Genomic DNA, 18,546 nt, shown 5'->3' with positions numbered 1-18,546 from the left:
ATTGTCGCGTCCCAAGGGAACCGCTAGGCCGCGCAGCGATGCAAGTCCCGCCGACGATTGACGACATTCGCGCCGCCGCAAAGCGCATCGAAGGCTCGGTTGTCCGCACGCCGATGCAGGTCAGCCGGACTCTTTCCGAGATCATCGGCGCCGAGGTGTGGCTGAAGTTCGAGAACCTGCAGTTCACCGCGGCCTACAAGGAGCGCGGCGCGCTCAACAAGTTGCTGCAGCTGACCGACGACGAGCGCGCGCGCGGCGTCATCGCGGCGTCGGCGGGCAACCACGCGCAGGCCGTCGCTTATCACGCCAGGCGCCTCGGCATTCCGGCCACGATCGTGATGCCCGCGCCAACGCCATCGGTGAAAGTCACGCAGACCGCCGGCCATGGCGCGACGGTCGTACTGCATGGCGACATGTTCGACGACGCCTATGCCAAGGCGCGCGAGCTGGCGCTCGAGAAAGGCTATGTCTTCGTTCACCCATTCGACGATCCGCAGATCATCGCGGGTGCAGGGACGACCGCCCTCGAGATGCTCGAAGCCGCGCCGGACCTGGACACCATTGTCGTGCCGATCGGTGGCGGCGGGCTGATGTCGGGGATCGCCATCGCCGCGCGTGCGATCAAGCCGGACATCGAACTGATCGGCGTTGAGGCCGAGCTTTATCCGTCGATGAAATGCGCGATCCAGGACTGCCATTTGCCGCTGGGCGGCGACACGCTGGCGGAGGGCATTGCGGTGAAGCAGCCGGGCGCGCTGACGTCGCAGATCCTGAAGGATTATGCCGACGATGTCGCGCTGGTTTCAGAACGCGATCTCGAACGCGCGGTCGCGATGCTCGTAGGGATCGAAAAGACCGTGGTTGAAGGCGCCGGCGCGGCCGGCTTGGCGGCGATGATCGCCGATCCCGATCGCTTCAAGGGGAAGAAGGTCGCAACATTATTGTGCGGCGGTAACATCGACACGCATCTGCTCGCCAACGTTCTCGTCCGTGACCTTGTGCGCAATGGCCGGATCGCCCGCCTGCAAATCGCGGCACACGACCAGCCCGGCGCGCTCGCCGCGATCACTGCCAAGGTTTACGAAGCCGGCGTCAATGTGCTGGAAATCAATCACAGCCGCATTTTCACCAGCCTGCCGGCGAAGGACACGATGATCGAGGTCGAGTGCGAGGCGCGCGATCCGGAGTCGATCGACGACGTCGTGCGCCGGCTGGAAGCCGCTGGCTTCAGGGTCGAACGCGCCCGTCTCGACTGACTTTGTGTCCCCTCACGGGACATGGCCTTTCGTCTGTCGAAAATGACGGAGCCAAACTCTTTTCAACCGCGTTAACCCGCCGCATAAAGATGTTCGTAACCCTTTGAGTGAGGTCGCCCGGGTGAGCGCACCGTTCCGCTTCCCAAAGTTCTTCGTAACGAACCCGTCGCCGTGCCCGTATCTTCCGGGCAAGGTCGAGCGGAAAGTGTTTACGGAACTGAGCGGGCGGCACGCCAACGAACTCAATGAAGCGCTTGGGCGAATTGGTTTCCGCCGCAGCCAGTCGGTGGCCTATCGGCCCAGTTGCATCGATTGCTCGGCCTGCGTTTCCGTCCGCGTCCTTGCGTCGGAATTCGAGGCGACCGCGACCCAGCGCAAGCTGCTAAGGCGCAATCAGGACCTCGAGGTCACCGCCTGCAAGCCGTGGACTACGGACGAGCAATATTCTCTGCTGCGGAAATATCTCGCTGCCCGCCATCCCGGCGGCGGCATGGCGGAAATGGACGAGAGCGATTTCGCCGACATGGTCGAGCAGACGCCGGTTCGGACCTACATTATCGAATATCGCGAACCATCCGTGGACGGAAAGCCGGGTCGCCTGGTCGGCGCCTGCCTCAGCGACCAGCAGAGCGATGGCCTGTCGATGATTTACAGCTTCTTCGATGTCGGCCCGGACGCCCGCAAGGGCCTCGGCACCTTCATCATCCTCGACCACATCATCCGCGCCGCACGTGCGAACCTGCCGTACGTCTATCTTGGCTATTGGGTCGAAGGCTCGGGTCGGATGGCCTACAAGACGGGCTTCCGTCCGCTCGAACGCCTGGGCCGCGATGGCTGGCGGCGAATGGATCAGTCCGAAGGCGATAAGACTGCAAAGGTCTCGTTGTCGCTTCCGAACCGCCGCCCCCGGCAGATACTCGTCGACGCGTAGACAGCCCGCCGAGTTTCGGTTGCCGTCCGGATGCGATATGGACGGGTCCGCTCGGAATGGGAGGCTCAGATGCTCCGTCCAGTTCTTCTGATTTCCGCCGCCGTTCTCGCCGGCTGCACTACCGCCACGTCGACGAAGATGATCTCTTCCAATTCGGCGCTTATTACGACGTCTGAAATCGGCGGTTCGGAAGCCGTCGTCAAACATCGAGCGCTGAAGTTGGCGGCTCGAACAGCTTTGGATCACGGTTTTGATTTTTTCGGAGTTCTCTCCAAGCAGATCACGAACGCCGCAGACTCCGATTCTTGGAGCGGGGCGATCGGCGGAGGAAATCCAAACTCACCCATGCGTCATGTCTACCGCGAGCCGAGCATCGGGCTGCAGGTTCAATTTCTGCACGCAAGCGAACTGCCAGCGGATCGCGATGGCATTTACAGCGCTTCCGCCGTGCTTGCCCCAAAACACGAAGTTCGGTCGATAAAGTAAAAAAGGCGGAGCCTCGCGGCCCCGCCTTTCTCGCCACCCCCGTGCGTAAGTGTCAGGCGACAGCCGCCACCGGCTGGCTGTCCTCGACGTCGTCGGCGTCACGAAGCACGTAGCCGCGGCCCCAGACAGTCTCGATGTAATTGGCGCCGCCACAGGCAAGGCTGAGCTTCTTGCGCAGCTTGCAGATGAAGACGTCGATGATTTTGAGTTCCGGCTCGTCCATCCCGCCATACAGGTGGTTCAGGAACATTTCCTTGGTCAGCGTCGTGCCCTTGCGGAGCGAAAGCAGCTCCAGCATCGCATATTCCTTGCCGGTCAGGTGCACGCGGCTGCCGTCGACTTCGACCGTCTTGGCGTCGAGGTTCACGGCGAGCTTACCCGTGCGGATAACCGACTGGCTGTGACCCTTGGAGCGGCGGACAATAGCGTGAATGCGAGCGACCAGCTCGTCGCGGTGGAACGGCTTGGTCACATAGTCGTCGGCACCGAAGCCGAGCGCGCGAACCTTGCTGTCCATTTCACCGATGCCCGAAAGGATCAGGACCGGCGTCGACACCTTCGCGGTGCGCAATTTCTTGAGCACGTCATAGCCGTGCATGTCGGGCAGGTTCAGGTCCAGACAGATGATGTCGTAATCATACAGCTTGCCGAGATCGAGGCCTTCTTCCCCGAGATCGGTGGTGTAGACGTTGAAGCCTTCCGCGCCGAGCATCAACTCGATGCTCTTCGCCGTGGTCGGCTCGTCCTCGATCAGCAAAACCCGCATTTTGATCCCCCCGATTCAGGCGCCGGGCAAACGTAAATCGCCCTTAAGAGCCTTGAAGCGTCCATTAACCATTCGGGGTCTGAAGGGAAAAGGTTAATATTGTGTAACGCGCTGGATTCCTTGGATTCGTTGCAAAGGAGTCACAAACTCGTCCAGAGGGGCGCGATGGACCTTGCCGACCGCATCCTCCTCATCGACGCCGAAGCGCTGGTGCTCGACAAGCCCGCGGGCCTTCCCGTCGACGCGCCGCGCCGGGGCGGGGAGTCCATCGCGGCGCGGATCGATGAGTTGAAATGCGGCTTCCAGCGGCCGCCGACCGCGATGCACCGGCTCGATACCGACACCAGCGGCTGCCTCCTCTTCGCGCGCACAGCCCGCGGGCGCGCGCAGTTTCAGCAGGCGTTCGAGGGGCGCACGGTCGAAAAATATTATCTCGCCGTCATCGCTGCGGAGGTCGCAGAGGAAAGCGGCACGATCGACGCTTCGCTCGCGAAGGTCTCGAGCGAGCTGGCCGGTTGGAAGATGGTCGCGGACGAAAAAGGGCAGGAGGCGGTCACTCGTTGGCGCCGGTTGGCCGTGCGCGATGGCCGCACGCTGGTCGAGTTTCAGCCGCTGACGGGCCGGACGCACCAGATACGCGTGCACGCGCGCGAGGCGTTCGGACGCGGCATTGTCGGCGACCGCGTGTATGGCGTGCCCGGCGGGCCGATGCTGCTCCACGCCTCGCGGCTCGTCGTTCCGCGCGACCGTAAGGACACGATCGACGTCACCGCGCCGCTGCCCGACTATTTCGGCGAGTGGGCCGATGCGGCCTGAGGACGTCATCCTGCCCGAGGACGCGCTCAGCGAAAGCTTCCTCGCCGCCACGGGGCCGGGCGGCCAGAACGTCAACAAGGTCGCGACCGCGGTGCAGCTCCGCGTCGACCTGTTCAAGCTCGGGCTGCATCCCAATGTCTATCAGCGGCTGCGCAACATCGCGGGGAGCAAGGTGACGAGCGGCGGCGAGCTGCTGATCACCGCGCGGCGCTTCCGCACCCAGGACGCCAATCGCACCGACGCGCGGCGCCGTCTGGCAGAGATGATCGCGGCCGCCCATATGGTGCAGGCGAAGCGCAAGCCGACCAAGCCCAGCCGGGCGGCCAAGGCCCAGCGCGTCGACAGGAAAAAGCAGCGCAGCGCCGTCAAGCAGGGCCGCGGAAAGGTGAGTTTCGACTGATGTTCGACCATCGCATCATGGCGGAGGACAAGCTGACGCTATACCGAGACCTCGCTTCGGCCCTGGAGGGTCTGATCTCGGGCGAGACGGACGCGGTCGCCAACATGGCAAACGCCGCCGCGCTAATTTACGAGACGCTGCCCGACGTGAACTGGACGGGCTTTTACCGCAACGTCGACGGCGAGCTGGTGCTCGGGCCGTTCCAAGGCCGCGCGGCCTGCATCCGCATCCCCTTCGGCAGCGGCGTCTGCGGGACCGCGGCGGCGACCCGCGAAACGCAGCTGGTTGATGACGTCCACGCCTTCCCCGGCCACATCGCCTGCGACAGCGCCTCGAACAGCGAGATCGTCGTGCCACTCGTCAACGATGGCGAACTGATCGGCGTGCTCGACATCGACAGCCCGGTGACCGGCCGCTTCGACGAGGAAGATCGCGCCGGCTGCGAACGCCTCGGCGAGATCCTGTCGCGGGTGCTTTAGCTCAGCTGCTCCAGCCGCTCGTCGGTCAGCGAGCCGGGGATGACCATCAGCGGGCAGGGCAGCTGGCCAGCATCGTTGCCCGCGAAATTCACCACCAGCGGCCCCGGGGACCCGCTCGGCGCAGCGCCAAGCACCAGCGCAGCGATCTCGTCGCGGCCCGCGACATAATCGCGAACGCTCTTCACCACTTCGCCCTGGCGGATGATGATGTTGGCGGAAATACCACTTTCGTCGAGGATCTCGCCGATCGCCGAGCTCACCACGCCCTCGATACGTAGGCGCTGTTCTTCCTCCATCGCCGCCTGCACGCCGCCGAACTGGACAAAGTCCTGCGGCTCCACGACGCCCAGCACCTCGATACGGCCGTCCGTCTTAGCTGCGCGGCGCGCAGCGAAGCGCAAGGCGACGCGCGATTCCGCGCTGTCGTCGACCACGACCAGGTAGGTGCGCTGGCTGTCCCCCATGTGGACAGGAGTGCTGCGGCAAACCCTCGCAAAGTGCAAGCGGCCGACTAGACATTCTGCGCAGACTTGACCGCGCCTGCCGCATTGGGCTTTGAGCCGGTCAAGCTTCCGCAAGGACAGGTCCTGATGCCGATCGAACTCAAGATGCCCGCGCTTTCCCCGACGATGGAGGAAGGGACGCTCGCCAAATGGCTGGTGAAGGAGGGCGACGAGGTGAAGTCCGGCGACATTCTCGCAGAGATCGAGACCGACAAGGCGACGATGGAGTTCGAAGCCGTCGACGAAGGCAAGATCGCGCAGATCCTGGTGCCGGAGGGTACGGACGGCGTAAAGGTCGGCGCGCCGATCGCGATCATGGCGGGCGAAGGCGAGACGGTGGACGCCGGCGCCGCGCCCAAGGCGGACACGCCGCCGCCCGCGCCGCCGAAGGCTGCGCCCGAACCCAAGGCCGACGCGACTCCAAAGGCTTCACCACCGCCACAGGCACCCGTCGAAACGCCCGCCGCCCCCGCGCAGGCCGCTGCGCCGGCACCGCCAGGTGGCGACCGCGTGAAGGCATCGCCGCTCGCGCGCCGGCTCGCTCAGGCCCAGAATATTGACCTCGGCTCGCTAAAGGGAAGCGGCCCCGGCGGCCGCATCGTCCGCGCGGACATCGATGCCGCCGCCGGCAAGGCCCCGGCGGCTGCGCCGGCTGGCGCACCAGCCGCTGGGGCTCCTGCTCCAGCGCCGACCTCTCATGCCGTTCTCCCCGGACCGAACGAGGAGGCGATCCCGCACGAGGCGATCAAGCTCAGCAACATGCGCAAGACGATCGCGCGGCGTCTGTCCGAGTCGAAGCAGCAGATCCCGCACATCTACCTGACGGTAGACATCCAGCTGGATGCACTGCTCAAGCTTCGCGGCGAGCTCAACGCCGGCCTGTCCGCGCGCAATGTGAAGCTCAGCGTCAACGACTTGCTGATCAAAGCGCTCGCCCAGGCGCTCATCGCAGTGCCGGAATGTAATGTCAGCTTCGCCGGCGACCAGCTTTTCAAGTACAGCCGAGCCGACATTTCGGTTGCGGTGTCGATCCCGGCCGGCCTCATCACCCCGATCATCGTCGGAGCCGACACCAAGAGCGCGTCGGCCATCTCGACCGAGATGAAGGACCTCGCGGCGCGCGCGAAGGAGGGTAAGCTCCAGCCGCAGGAATATCAGGGCGGCACCGCCTCGCTCAGCAACATGGGCATGTTCGGCATCAAGCAGTTCGAAGCCGTCATCAACCCGCCGCAGGGCATGATTATGGCCATCGGCGCAGGCGAGAAGCGACCCTATGTCGTCAACGACAGCCTGCAGATCGCAACGGTGATGAGCGCCACCGGCAGCTTCGATCACCGGGCCATCGACGGTGCGGATGGAGCGCGGTTGATGAAGGCGTTCAAGGAACTTGTCGAAAATCCGTTAGGGATGCTCGCCTAGATGAAGTGGATCACCGCGCTCGCTTTCGGGCTCATTCTTGGAATTGTCTTGCCAACCATGATGAACGGCGGCGAGGGGTTGTGGACCGATAGCTGGGCCGGATGGGGTACGGTCCGTCCGCTGGACAATTCCCCCGGATTGCTGCTGTCGATCCCCCTGTTCCTTGGGTCGGCTACCGCACTTCGTCTGCTGTTTAGCTGGCACAGCTGAAAACGGTGCAGTCGCCGCGGGAGCCGCTGATCCGTGTCACCGCGATGCCGTCCGACACCAACCCGTACGGCGGCGTATTCGGCGGCTGGCTGATGGGGCAAATGGGTCTCGCCTGCGGATCATTCGCGTCGCGCCATTCGGCGGGCAAGGCGATACTCGTCGCGGCGGATGCGCTGAAGTTTCCCGGGGCCATGACCGTCGGCGACGAATTGAGCGTCTATGTCGAGTTGTTGAAACCCGGCCGGACGTCGATGAGATTGAAAGCCGAGGCGATCGCCCGCGAACGCGACGGCAGCGATGAAAAGCTGGTGGCGGAAGGCGAGTTCATTTTCGTCGCCCTCGACCAGGACAATAGGCCGCGCGTTATCGCGGCAGAGGAAGACGCAAATGGCTGACCAATATGACGTGATCGTGCTCGGCTCGGGACCCGGCGGCTATGTCGCCGCGATCCGCGCGGCGCAGCTGGGGCTGAAGACGGCGATCGTCGAGCGCGAGAATCTGGGCGGCATCTGCCTCAACTGGGGCTGCATTCCGACCAAGGCGCTGCTGCGGTCGGCCGAGGTCTTCCATTACATGACCCACGCTGACGCCTACGGCCTCAGCAACGACAAGCCGTCGTTCGATCTCGCCAAAGTCGTCGCGCGCAGCCGCGCTGTGGCGAAGCAGCTCAACCAGGGCGTCACGCACCTGATGAAGAAGAACAAGATCGCCGTGCACATGGGCGAGGGCGCGCTGACCGGCAAAGGCAAGCTCTCCGTCAAGGGCGCCGACGGGAAGGCGACCGAACTCGCGGCCAAGCACATCATCGTCGCCACCGGCGCGCGGGCGAGGGACCTTCCGTTCGCCAAGGCCGACGGCAAGCGCATCTGGACCTACCGCCACGCGATGACTCCGCCGGAGATGCCCAAGGAGTTGCTGGTGATCGGATCGGGCGCGATCGGCATCGAGTTCGCCAGCTTTTACGCGGACCTCGGCGCCAAGGTGACGGTTGTCGAAATGCTCGACCGGGTCGTTCCGGTCGAGGATGCCGAGATCAGCGCGCAGCTGGCCAAGAGCCTGCAGAAGCAGGGCCTGACGATCCTGACCGGCGCCGGCGTCGAGAGCCTGGCGCCGGACGCGAATGGTGTAGCGGCCAAGATCAAGAGCAGCGACGGCAAGACTGCCGAGCAAAGGTTTAGCCATGTCATCGTCGCCGTCGGCATCGTCCCGAACACCGAAAACATTGGTCTCGAGGGGCTCGGTGTAAAAACCACCAAGGGCCACATCGATACCGACCCCATGTGCCGCACCAGTGTTCCCGGCATCTGGGCGATCGGCGACGTAACCGCGCCGCCATGGCTTGCGCACAAGGCCAGCCACGAGGGCGTTACTGCAGCGGAGGCGATCGCCCAGGAGTTGGGCAACAAGGACGTCCACCCGCACGCGATGGATCCGAAGAACATTCCGGGCTGCACCTATTGCCGTCCGCAGGTCGCCAGCGTCGGCCTGACCGAGGCCAAGGCTAAGGAAGCGGGCTACGAGGTCAGGGTCGGCAAGTTCCCGGCAATCGGCAATGGCAAAGCCATCGCGCTCGGTGAGGTCGAAGGCTTCATCAAGACTGTGTTCGACGCCAAGACCGGCGAACTGCTCGGTGCGCACATGATCGGCGCCGAGGTGACCGAGCTGATCCAGGGCTATACCATCGGCAAGACGGCGGAACTGGTCGAGACCGACTTCATCAACACGGTCTTCCCGCATCCGACGCTCAGCGAGATGATGCACGAAAGCGTTCTCGCCGCCTTCGGCCGGGTCATCCACATCTGATTTCGAGCCGTCGCGCCTATCTGGCTGGCGCGGCGTTTGCGCTGGCCGTTTTGGTGATTGCCGCTGCATTCTGGCCGGGCGTCGCCATGTACGACACGGTAACCCAGTACCGTCAGGTTCTCGACGGAGCGGTGGACGACTGGCACCCGCCGGCTATGGTTCAGCTCTGGCGGACACTGGCGCCGCTCGGGTCGGGCACTGCGCCGATTTTCGCGCTGCAGGTCGCGCTTTATGTCGCTGGCTTTACGCTGATCGTTATTGCGATCGCCCGCGTGGCTAGGACTAGGGCGCTTGCGGCGGTCTTGGTGTTGGCGCTCTCGCCATTGCTTGTCGGTTGGCAGATGGTCGTGCTGAAGGACGCGCATATGGAGGGCGCGCTTCTCGCCGCAACCGGGATTTTCGCCTTCTTCAGCCTTGCCGGCAGGCGGACGCCGTCAATCGCAATGATCGCGATGGCAACCCTGCTTATTTACGCGACGCTGGTCCGCGCGAATGCAGTGTTTGCTACCGTACCGCTGGCGGTGATCCTGTTTCTGGGCGGCCAAAAATTTCGCGTTCAGGCAGCGATCGGTGCGGTCATGATTATCGCGGTGCTCGCGGTGACGCCGACGATCAACGAGCGCTTGTTCGCCGCCTCACCCAGCGGCGTCGCCAAAAGTCTGCCGGTGTACGATCTTGCTGCCCTCGCGGTTGACGGAAAATCCCGCGTCCCGCCCTTTGATGACGTGCAGATACGCCAGTTGCGCCGCAGCGGTTGCGTGATGCCGTTCTTCTGGGACCCGCTTACCGAGGTCCCGGAATGCGCGGCAGCCACTGCGTCGGCCATCGCTCTTTCTCAGCGTGACCTGAATCGGGACCTGGTCTCGGCCGTCATGAAACACCCGGTCGACTATGCGGCGCATCGCCTGGCACACTGGAATTCGACGCAGCGATGGCTTGTCCCGGCCGGCTTGATCGGTGCAGCGCCACCGGACGAGGCCGAGCCGAACGATCTTGGTCTTGCAAGTCCGAAAAGTCGCTTCGCCGCAGTGTGGCAGGATGCGGCCCGTATACAGTCGGCCACGCCCTTAGGATGGCCAATCGTCTGGACCTTGGTGGCCGCCGGGCTGCTGCCGGTCGCAGTTCGTCGGAGGAACGACCGCGCGGGGCGACTGGCCTTGGCGCTGGTGGTTTCCGCGTTGACGCTTGAGATGAGCTTCCTGGTCGTCAGCATCGCCTCGGACCTGCGATATCATCTTTGGTCGATGACTGCTTCGGCGCTGGCGCTGATCCTGCTCGCTCCGCGGATCGAACGCCGTCATTGGGTCTCGGGCGCAGCTGTTCTGGCTCTGGTGATTGCCGGCGGGCTGACGACCCGTGCGATTTCACCGCGCGCACCTGACAACTATGCGCAAATGGTACGCTGGCAGGGCGCCTGATCATTGAGGGCTGTCTAATCGGCACATCCTCGTGCAGGGAGTGCGGGATGGCAGATGCGGGAAGGCTTGCGACGCGATGAGCGCACATACGACTTCGACGCGCACGCTGGTCGTTGCGCTGCTGGCAAACCTCGGCATTGCCGTTTCGAAGTTCGTTGCCGCGGCGATCACCGGTTCGTCGGCGATGCTGACTGAAGGCGTGCACAGCGTCGTCGATTCGACGAACCAGCTCTTGCTGATGTGGGGCCGGCGCGCGGCCAAGCGGCCGCCTGACGAGCTTCATCCATTCGGATACGGGCGTGAACTCTACTTCTGGAGCTTCGTGGTCGCGGTGCTCGTCTTCGCGCTTGGCGCCGGCGTGTCGATTTACGAAGGCATCATCCACATCGCCAATCCGGAAGAGGCGATCTCGCCGACCATCGCCTACATCGTGCTGGTTGTCGCATTCCTGCTCGAAGGCTGGTCGACGGTCGAAGCATTCAAGGACTTCAAGAAAGCGAAGGGTGATCTCGGCTGGTTCGGGGCCATCCGAAAATCGAAGGATCCGCCAGCCTTCATCGTGCTGCTGGAAAATGGCGCTGCCATGGCGGGCATTATCGCCGCCGCGATCGGTCTCTTCCTGTCGCAATTGACCGGTGACCCATTTTACGACGGCGCCGCGTCCATCGTGATCGGCCTTATCCTCGGCGTCACGGCAACCCTGCTGGCGTTTGAATCCAAGGCACTACTGATCGGTGAGGCCGCCAATCCCGAATTGATCAAAGCGCTCCATGACATGGTCGTCGAAAAGAAGGGCGTGACTGCGGTCGGCCAGGTTCTCACCGTTCACAGCGCTCCGGACCAGATCACTGCAATGCTGTCGGTCGACTTCGACGACGACATCACCGCGCGCGACGTCGAGTCGATCGTGTGGGGAATCGAGGTCGAGGCGGCGAAGCGCTTCCCGGCTGTTCGGCGTCTCTATCTCCGGCCGCGCAGTCCGGTCGACGCGGAGCTGCCGCGTCCCTGACCTAAAGGCGGTGCGGTGAAACCTCCGCCGCTTCGAAGCATTGGCTAGTCATGGCGACGATTGACCGCGACAAGGTTCGCAAGGATTTCGGCGAGGCCGTCAACATGACGCCCGCCGAGATCGAGAAGTGGCTAGACACGAAGGACAGCCGGGCGGTCGGCTGGAAAGGCGAGCACGGCGACGGCGAGGGCGAGAGCGTCGGTCATGCCAGCGGCCGGAAGATCATCGCGATCAAGCGCAAGAAGGTCGCGGACCTGACCGATGGTGACTATGATCACATGCGCAAGGTGATTGGATACGTTCACCGTCATCTGGCGCAGCGCCCGAAGGACGTCGAACATTCGCACTGGCGCTACAGCCTGATGAACTGGGGCCACGACCCAATGAAGGAGGCATGAGCGGTGAAAGGCTATTGCGACAATATCGAAACAAGGACGGTTGAAAACGATGATTTCCGCCGCGTCCTGTACACCGGTCAAAACCTGCAGTTGGTGCTGATGACTTTGAAGCCGGGAGAGGAAATCGGCGAGGAAGTGCACGAAGACCGTGATCAGTTTTTCCGCTTCGAAAAAGGCCGCGGCGTCGTGCTCATCGACGGTGCGGAGAATAAGGTCGAAGAGGACTTCGGTGTCATCGTCCCGGCGGGTGCCCGGCACAACGTCAAGAACACCGGCGATGAGCCGCTTCGGCTCTACACGATCTACGGACCGCCCGAACATCTCGACGGTCTGGTCAAGGCGACCAAGGCGGAAGCCGAGGCCGCGCATGAGGAGTGGGACGGCAAGACCACCGAGTAGTTGCCAATCCCGCACCGAGGCGGCAGCGTCCGGCCATGGCGCAATCCATGCACGACGTGTCGGACCCGCGAAATGCGTCGATCCTGATCAACGTCAACGGCGAGTTGAAGCCGCGGGCCGAAGCTGTCGTCTCGGTGTTCGACAGCGGCTTCATGCTGGGCGACGGCGTTTGGGAAGGCCTGCGCGTCCACCGCGGCAAGCTCGGCTTTCTCGATCGCCACCTTGATCGATTGTTCGAAGGTGCCAAGGCGCTGGCGATGGTTGTCGGTGTCAGCCGCGAGGAACTGACTTCGCGACTCTACGAGACGCTCAATGCCAATGACATGAACGAGGGCGTCCACGTCCGGCTAATGGTGACGCGCGGCGTCCGCTCGACGCCCTACCAGGACCCGCGCGTGGTGGTGACCCCGGCGACCATCGTCATCATCCCTGAGTACAAACAGCCCGACCCGGCCGTCTACGAGCGCGGGCTGAAGCTGTTCACCGTTCACGTCAGGCGCGGCGACCCGGCGGTGCAGGACCAGAAGATCAATTCGCACTCGAAGCTCAACTGCATACTGGCTTCTATCCAGGCGACGCAGGCCGGGGCTGACGAAGCGCTGATGCTCGACCCGCACGGCTTCGTCGCGACCTGCAACTCGACGCACTTCTTCATCGTCCGCAAGGGTGAGGTGTGGACGTCGAGTGGTAAATATTGCCTCGGCGGCATTACGCGCGGGCTGGCGCTGGAGGTCGCGCGCGAAGCAGGCATACCGGCGATCGAAAAGGATTTCTCGCTGACCGACGTCTACGGCGCCGACGAGGCGTTCGTGACCGGCACTTTCGCCGGTATCGTCCCGGTCCGGGAAATCGATGGTCGCCAGTTGACGTGCCGCGGTCCAATGGTCGAGCGGTTGCAGCGGCTCTACGTCGACCGCGTCGACCGCGACGCCGAGGAACAGCAACGCCCGTGACCACCCGCATCGCGATGTGGTCGGGCCCGCGCAACCTCTCCACGGCGATGATGCGAAGCTTCGGTAGCCGCGACGACACGTTCGTGTCGGATGAACCGTTCTACGGTTGCTTTTTGAAAGATACTGGCGCGGATCACCCGATGCGCGACGAGATCATGGCGGCGATGGACTGCGAGTGGCCAAGCGTGATGACTACGCTCCGCAGCGATCCGCCGAACGGCGCGCCAATCTGGTACCAAAAGCACATGTGGCACCATATGACGGGGCCGATCGGCTATGCGGATTTTGAGGGGTTCACGCACGCTTTCCTGATCCGTGAGCCGCAGCGAATGATCGCGTCTTACCTGCGCCAGCGCGAAGTTGCGGCGTTCGAGGATTTCGGGATGGATCGACAGGCCGAGTTCTTCGACCGGGAATGCGACCGGCTTGGCCACCCACCACCAGTGGTCGACGCCAATGACGTTCTCGCGGATCCAGAAGGGGTGCTGGCGGAGCTCTGTGCAGCGGTCGGTATCCCCTGGGACCCATCGATGTTGAACTGGGCGCCGGGACGCCGCGACACGGATGGTCCCTGGGCTCCGTACTGGTATGCGGCGGTCGAGAGCAGCACAGGCTTCGGACAGCCGGAGACGGAGGACGTTAAATTGCCCGCCGAGGCGCGGGGGGTCGCGGAAGCTTGTCGGCCATATTACGACCACCTTGCGATGCATCGCATCCTCCCGGGCGGTTGACCCTCAACACTTGCCCCGCTATGTGCCCGCCCGTCCGAGCGACAGGGATTCTTGCGCCGGACAAGAGCTGAACATTGCTCAAGCCACGTGAAGCCGGATGACCCGAGGTCATCAGGTCTTCACGCTTTTGCATTGGGCAAAGTAACCGCGGGGACTGCCCGCAACGAAAGGTGAAGGGCTTCATGCCAACGATTAACCAGCTGATCCGCAAGGGTCGCGAACCGCAGAAGGCCAAGTCGAAGGTCCCCGCGATGGACCAGAACCCGCAGAAGCGCGGCGTCTGCACCCGCGTTTACACGACGACCCCGAAGAAGCCGAACTCGGCGCTTCGCAAGGTGGCCAAGGTCCGCCTGACCAACCAGCGCGAAGTCATCAGCTACATCCCGGGCGAAGGCCACAACCTGCAGGAGCACAGCGTCGTGCTGATCCGCGGCGGCCGTGTGCGCGACCTTCCGGGCGTGCGCTATCACGTGCTCCGCGGCGTCCTCGACACGCAGGGCGTGAAGGACCGCAAGCAGTCCCGTTCGAAGTACGGCGCCAAGCGCCCGAAGTAATCACGAGAGTAAGCCCCGGGCAGTTCAAAGTCCCGGATCAGGCTGAAGAGAAAGGAATTTTCCAATGGCTCGTCGTCGTCGCCCAGAAAAGCGCGAAATCCTTCCCGATCCGAAGTTCGGGGATATCGTCCTCTCGAAGTTCATGAACAGCGTCATGCTTGATGGTAAGAAGTCGGTCGCTGAGGGCATCGTCTATGGCGCTCTCGATAGCGTCGAAACTCGCCTGAAGCGTGAGCCGATCGGCGTGTTCCACGATGCGTTGAACAACGTGAAGCCGGGCATCGAGGTCCGCAGCCGCCGCGTCGGCGGTGCGACCTATCAGGTGCCGGTCGAAGTCCGCCCGGAACGCGCGCAGGCGCTGGCGATCCGCTGGCTCATCTCGGCGGCGCGCAGCCGTTCGGAGAAGACGATGGCCGGCCGCCTGTCGGGCGAGCTGATGGATGCGGCGCAGAATCGCGGCAACGCGGTGAAGAAGCGTGAAGACACGCACCGCATGGCCGAAGCGAACCGCGCCTTCAGCCACTACCGCTGGTAAAAACCGTACCTATATTGGGGATAGCCGGGTCCGCCGGCTCCCCACATCGCTAAGGAAACACCGACCATGGCCCGCAGCCATCCGCTCGAACGTTATCGCAATATCGGCATCATGGCGCACATCGACGCCGGCAAGACGACGACGACCGAGCGCATCCTCTATTACACCGGCAAGTCCTACAAGATCGGCGAAGTCCACGAGGGCTCGGCGACCATGGACTGGATGGAGCAGGAGCAGGAGCGCGGCATCACCATTACGTCGGCGGCAACGACGACGTTCTGGAAGGCCGAGGACGGCCAGGGTCCGGAGCACCGCATCAACATCATCGACACCCCGGGTCACGTCGACTTCACGATTGAAGTCGAGCGTTCGCTGCGCGTGCTCGACGGCGCGGTCGCGGTGTTCGACGGCGTTGCCGGCGTCGAGCCGCAGTCGGAGACCGTGTGGCGGCAAGCCGACAAGTACGGCGTTCCGCGGATGTGCTTCATCAACAAGCTCGACCGCACCGGCGCCGATTTCTATTTCTGCGTGCAGTCGATCATCGACCGCCTCGGCGCGACGCCGCTGGTGCTGACGCTGCCGATCGGCGCGGAGAGCGATCTCAAGGGCATTGTCGACCTGGTCCAGAACCGCGGCATCGTGTGGAAGGACGAGAGCCTCGGCGCGAAGTTCGATTACGTCGACATTCCGGACGACCTGAAGGACAAGGCCGCCGAGTATCGCCAGAAGCTGATCGAGACTGCCGTCGAGCAGGACGATGAAGTCATGATGGCGTACCTGGAAGGCGAAGAGCCGGACACCGCGACGCTCAAGAAGCTGATCCGCAAGGGAACGCTGGACCGAGCGTTCGTTCCGGTCGTCTGCGGCTCGGCGTTCAAGAACAAGGGCGTTCAGCCGCTCCTCGACGCAGTCGTCGACTATTTGCCGAGCCCGCTCGACGTGCCGGCCATCCGCGGCGTCAAGCCGGGCAGCGAAGAGGAAGACGCGCGCCCGTCGAGCGATGACGCGCCGTTCGCCGCGCTGGCGTTCAAGATCATGAACGACCCGTTCGTCGGTTCGCTGACCTTCGCCCGCATCTATTCGGGCAAGCTGAGCAAGGGTTCGTACCTGAACTCGGTGAAGGACAAGGACGAAAAGATCGGTCGCATGCTGCTGATGCATGCGAACAGCCGTGAGGACATCGAAGAGGCCTATGCGGGCGACATCGTCGCGCTGGCGGGCCTTAAGGAAACCACCACGGGTGATACATTGTGCGCCAAGAGCGCGCCGATCATCCTCGAGCGGATGGAATTCCCGGACCCGGTTATTGAGGTCGCGGTGGAGCCCAAGACCAAGGCCGACCAGGAAAAGATGGGCATCGCGCTCAACCGTCTGGCCGCCGAAGATCCCTCGTTCCGCGTGTCGACCGATCATGAATCGGGCCAGACGATCATCAAGGGGATGGGCGAACTCCACCTCGAGATTCTCGTCGACCGCATGAAGCGTGAGTTCAAGGTAGAAGCGAACGTCGGTGCGCCGCAGGTGGCGTATCGCGAATATCTCGCGAAGCCGATCGAGCTGACTTACACCCACAAGAAGCAGTCGGGCGGCTCCGGCCAGTTCGGCGAAGTGAAGGTGAAGGTCGTTCCGGGCGAGCGCGGTTCGGGTTTCCAGTTCATCGACGAGATCAAGGGCGGCAACATCCCGCGCGAGTACATCCCGTCGGTCGAAAAGGGCTTCAAGGAAACGGCCGAGACTGGGTCGCTGATCGGCTTCCCGATCGTCGACTTCGCGGTGCACCTGATCGACGGCAAGTATCACGACGTCGACTCGTCGGCGCTGGCGTTCGAAATCACTGGCCGCGGCGCGATGCGTGAAGCGGCGCAGAAGGCCGGCATCAAGATCCTCGAGCCGATCATGAAGGTCGAAGTGGTAACTCCCGAGGATTACCTCGGCGACGTCATCGGCGACATCAACAGCCGCCGTGGTCAGATCCAGGGCACCGACAGCCGCGGCAACGCGCAGGTCGTCGAGGCGATGGTGCCGCTGGCCAACATGTTCGGCTACGTGAACCAGCTGCGTTCCTTCACCCAGGGACGTGCGCAGTACACGATGCAGTTCTCGCACTATGATGAAGTGCCGCAGAACGTCGCCGACGAGGTGAAGGCGAAGCTAGCGTAACCGTAATTTTGTAGCTAAGGGCGCGTCCGCGATGAGGGCGGGCCGCCCGAATTCCAGAAAAAGAAGAGGCGTAAAATGGCGAAGGCTAAATTCGAGCGGAACAAGCCGCACTGCAACATCGGCACCATCGGTCACGTCGACCATGGCAAGACGTCGCTGACGGCTGCAATCACCAAGGTGCTGTCGAAGCACGGCGGCGGTGAAGCCGTCGACTTCGCCAACATCGACAAGGCGCCGGAAGAGCGCGAGCGCGGCATCACCATCTCGACCGCACACGTCGAGTACGAGACTGACAAGCGTCACTATGCGCACGTCGATTGCCCGGGTCACGCCGACTATGTGAAGAACATGATCACCGGTGCCGCCCAGATGGACGGCGCGATCCTGGTCGTGTCGGCCGCCGACGGCCCGATGCCGCAGACGAAGGAGCACATCCTGCTCGCGGCGCAGGTCGGCGTTCCGACCATGGTCGTCTTTCTCAACAAGGTCGACCAGGTTGACGATCCCGAGCTGCTCGAGCTCGTCGAGCTGGAAATCCGTGAAGAGCTTTCGAAGCGCGGCTTCGACGGCGACAACATTCCGATCGTGGCCGGTTCGGCGCTCGCGGTTCTCGAAGACCGCGACCAGAATATCGGCGACGAGAAGATCATGGAGCTGATGAAGGCCGTCGACGACTGGATCCCGCAGCCGGAGCGTCCGCTGGACAAGCCGTTCCTGATGCCGATCGAAGACGTGTTCTCGATCTCGGGCCGCGGCACGGTCGTCACCGGCCGCGTCGAGACCGGCGTCGTCAAGGTTGGCGAGGAAGTCGAGATCGTCGGCATCCGCGACACCCAGAAGACCGTCGTCACCGGCGTTGAAATGTTCCGCAAGCTGCTCGACCAGGGCCAGGCCGGCGACAACATCGGCGCGCTGCTCCGCGGCGTCGGCCGTGAAGACGTCGAGCGCGGCCAGGTTCTCTGCAAGCCGGGCTCGATCACCCCGCACACCGACTTCCAGGCCGAAGTGTACGTCCTGTCGAAGGACGAAGGCGGCCGTCACACGCCGTTCTTCGCGAACTACCGTCCGCAGTTCTACTTCCGCACGACCGACGTGACGGGCGAAGTGCAGCTGCCGGAAGGCACGGAGATGGTCATGCCGGGCGACAACGTTTCGCTGGGCGTGAAGCTGATCGCTCCGATCGCCATGGATCCGGGCCTCCGTTTCGCGATCCGCGAAGGCGGCCGGACGGTCGGCGCCGGCGTCGTCGGCACGATCTCCAAATAAGTCTCGCGCCCTAGGGCGCTAGTTTAAAGAAGGCCCGGTGCTTCGCTGAAGCGC

Annotated in this window: 22 protein-coding genes; 20 read left to right on the top strand and 2 right to left on the bottom strand. The window is 63.5% G+C overall.

Annotation, left to right across the window (positions count from 1 at the left end):
• Positions 1 to 38 precede the first annotated feature (38 nt).
• From QU596_RS05830 to QU596_RS05820, 3 genes are all read left to right on the top strand, one after another.
• The gene (locus tag QU596_RS05830; protein WP_308517713.1) at positions 39 to 1,256 is read left to right on the top strand and encodes a threonine ammonia-lyase; all 1,218 of its coding nucleotides are present in this window, start codon (positions 39 to 41) and stop codon (positions 1,254 to 1,256) included.
• Between the two features lie 121 nt (positions 1,257 to 1,377).
• The gene (locus tag QU596_RS05825; RefSeq protein ID WP_308517712.1) at positions 1,378 to 2,187 is read left to right on the top strand and encodes an arginyltransferase; all 810 of its coding nucleotides are present in this window, start codon (positions 1,378 to 1,380) and stop codon (positions 2,185 to 2,187) included.
• A gap of 69 nt (positions 2,188 to 2,256) precedes the next feature.
• Complete coding sequence (locus QU596_RS05820; RefSeq protein ID WP_308517711.1) at positions 2,257 to 2,673, top strand: hypothetical protein; 417 nt, start codon at positions 2,257 to 2,259, stop codon at positions 2,671 to 2,673.
• Between the two features lie 52 nt (positions 2,674 to 2,725).
• Here QU596_RS05820 and ctrA read toward each other — a convergent pair whose 3' ends face one another.
• Complete coding sequence (gene ctrA / locus QU596_RS05815) at positions 2,726 to 3,439, bottom strand: response regulator transcription factor CtrA (RefSeq protein WP_308517710.1); 714 nt, start codon at positions 3,437 to 3,439, stop codon at positions 2,726 to 2,728.
• 165 nt (positions 3,440 to 3,604) lie between these two features.
• Here ctrA and QU596_RS05810 point away from each other — a divergent pair, with 165 nt between their 5' ends.
• Genes QU596_RS05810 through QU596_RS05800 form a run of 3 tightly spaced genes read left to right on the top strand, consistent with a single transcriptional unit; the run spans position 3,605 to position 5,134 of the window.
• Positions 3,605 to 4,255 carry an RluA family pseudouridine synthase gene (locus QU596_RS05810; RefSeq protein ID WP_308517709.1) on the top strand — a complete coding sequence of 217 codons (651 nt, stop codon included), beginning with the start codon at positions 3,605 to 3,607 and terminating at the stop codon, positions 4,253 to 4,255.
• Entirely contained in the window at positions 4,245 to 4,655 is a 411-nt protein-coding gene (gene arfB / locus QU596_RS05805) for an alternative ribosome rescue aminoacyl-tRNA hydrolase ArfB (RefSeq protein ID WP_308517708.1), read from the top strand. Before QU596_RS05810 ends, arfB begins: the two co-directional genes overlap by 11 nt.
• Positions 4,655 to 5,134 carry a GAF domain-containing protein gene (locus QU596_RS05800; RefSeq protein ID WP_308517707.1) on the top strand — a complete coding sequence of 160 codons (480 nt, stop codon included), beginning with the start codon at positions 4,655 to 4,657 and terminating at the stop codon, positions 5,132 to 5,134. The genes arfB and QU596_RS05800 overlap by 1 nt, the downstream gene beginning before the upstream one ends.
• Here the strand turns inward: QU596_RS05800 and QU596_RS05795 are convergent.
• Positions 5,131 to 5,598, bottom strand: coding sequence for a universal stress protein (locus QU596_RS05795; protein WP_308517706.1), 468 nt, complete (start codon positions 5,596 to 5,598; stop codon positions 5,131 to 5,133). The two genes, QU596_RS05800 and QU596_RS05795, sit on opposite strands and share 4 nt — an antisense overlap.
• Before the next feature lie 126 nt (positions 5,599 to 5,724).
• Between QU596_RS05795 and QU596_RS05790 the strand changes: the two genes are divergently transcribed.
• The 14 genes from QU596_RS05790 to tuf all read left to right on the top strand — a co-directional run bounded on the left by QU596_RS05790 (position 5,725) and on the right by tuf (position 18,492).
• Positions 5,725 to 7,056, top strand: a complete 1,332-nt coding sequence (locus QU596_RS05790) for a pyruvate dehydrogenase complex dihydrolipoamide acetyltransferase (RefSeq protein ID WP_308517705.1) — start codon at positions 5,725 to 5,727, stop codon at positions 7,054 to 7,056.
• Positions 7,057 to 7,266: a hypothetical protein gene (locus QU596_RS05785; RefSeq protein WP_308517704.1), complete on the top strand. Its 210-nt coding sequence runs from the start codon at positions 7,057 to 7,059 to the stop codon at positions 7,264 to 7,266.
• Positions 7,267 to 7,271: 5 nt separating this feature from the next.
• Positions 7,272 to 7,661, top strand: a complete 390-nt coding sequence (locus QU596_RS05780) for an acyl-CoA thioesterase (RefSeq protein ID WP_308517703.1) — start codon at positions 7,272 to 7,274, stop codon at positions 7,659 to 7,661.
• Entirely contained in the window at positions 7,654 to 9,069 is a 1,416-nt protein-coding gene (lpdA, locus tag QU596_RS05775) for a dihydrolipoyl dehydrogenase (RefSeq protein WP_308517702.1), read from the top strand. Before QU596_RS05780 ends, lpdA begins: the two co-directional genes overlap by 8 nt.
• Before the next feature lie 53 nt (positions 9,070 to 9,122).
• Positions 9,123 to 10,487, top strand: coding sequence for a hypothetical protein (locus QU596_RS05770; protein WP_308517701.1), 1,365 nt, complete (start codon positions 9,123 to 9,125; stop codon positions 10,485 to 10,487).
• 76 nt (positions 10,488 to 10,563) lie between these two features.
• A complete protein-coding gene (locus QU596_RS05765) occupies positions 10,564 to 11,496 on the top strand; it encodes a cation diffusion facilitator family transporter (protein WP_308517700.1) in 933 nt (310 codons plus the stop codon).
• Between the two features lie 50 nt (positions 11,497 to 11,546).
• The gene (locus QU596_RS05760) at positions 11,547 to 11,894 is read left to right on the top strand and encodes a DUF3140 domain-containing protein (RefSeq protein WP_308517699.1); all 348 of its coding nucleotides are present in this window, start codon (positions 11,547 to 11,549) and stop codon (positions 11,892 to 11,894) included.
• A 3-nt stretch (positions 11,895 to 11,897) separates the two neighbouring features.
• Positions 11,898 to 12,293 carry a cupin domain-containing protein gene (locus QU596_RS05755; RefSeq protein WP_308517698.1) on the top strand — a complete coding sequence of 132 codons (396 nt, stop codon included), beginning with the start codon at positions 11,898 to 11,900 and terminating at the stop codon, positions 12,291 to 12,293.
• A 35-nt stretch (positions 12,294 to 12,328) separates the two neighbouring features.
• Positions 12,329 to 13,246, top strand: a complete 918-nt coding sequence (locus QU596_RS05750; RefSeq protein WP_308517697.1) for an aminotransferase class IV — start codon at positions 12,329 to 12,331, stop codon at positions 13,244 to 13,246.
• Positions 13,243 to 13,977: a sulfotransferase-like domain-containing protein gene (locus QU596_RS05745; protein ID WP_308517696.1), complete on the top strand. Its 735-nt coding sequence runs from the start codon at positions 13,243 to 13,245 to the stop codon at positions 13,975 to 13,977. Before QU596_RS05750 ends, QU596_RS05745 begins: the two co-directional genes overlap by 4 nt.
• Before the next feature lie 182 nt (positions 13,978 to 14,159).
• Positions 14,160 to 14,531 (top strand): 30S ribosomal protein S12, encoded by a 372-nt coding sequence (rpsL, locus tag QU596_RS05740; RefSeq protein WP_109270953.1) that lies wholly within the window; start codon positions 14,160 to 14,162, stop codon positions 14,529 to 14,531.
• Positions 14,532 to 14,595: 64 nt separating this feature from the next.
• Entirely contained in the window at positions 14,596 to 15,066 is a 471-nt protein-coding gene (rpsG, locus tag QU596_RS05735; RefSeq protein WP_308517695.1) for a 30S ribosomal protein S7, read from the top strand.
• Positions 15,067 to 15,132: 66 nt separating this feature from the next.
• Positions 15,133 to 17,226, top strand: coding sequence for an elongation factor G (gene fusA, locus QU596_RS05730; RefSeq protein WP_308517694.1), 2,094 nt, complete (start codon positions 15,133 to 15,135; stop codon positions 17,224 to 17,226).
• 75 nt (positions 17,227 to 17,301) lie between these two features.
• On the top strand, positions 17,302 to 18,492 hold the full coding sequence (gene tuf / locus QU596_RS05725) for an elongation factor Tu (protein WP_308517693.1): 1,191 nt from the start codon (positions 17,302 to 17,304) through the stop codon (positions 18,490 to 18,492).
• Positions 18,493 to 18,546 lie beyond the last annotated feature (54 nt).

The organism is Sphingomonas flavescens (assembly GCF_030866745.1).
Lineage (GTDB): Bacteria > Pseudomonadota > Alphaproteobacteria > Sphingomonadales > Sphingomonadaceae > Sphingomicrobium > Sphingomicrobium flavescens.
Note: the sequence above shows the minus strand (reverse complement) of the source record. Positions and strands in the feature narration are given on the sequence as shown.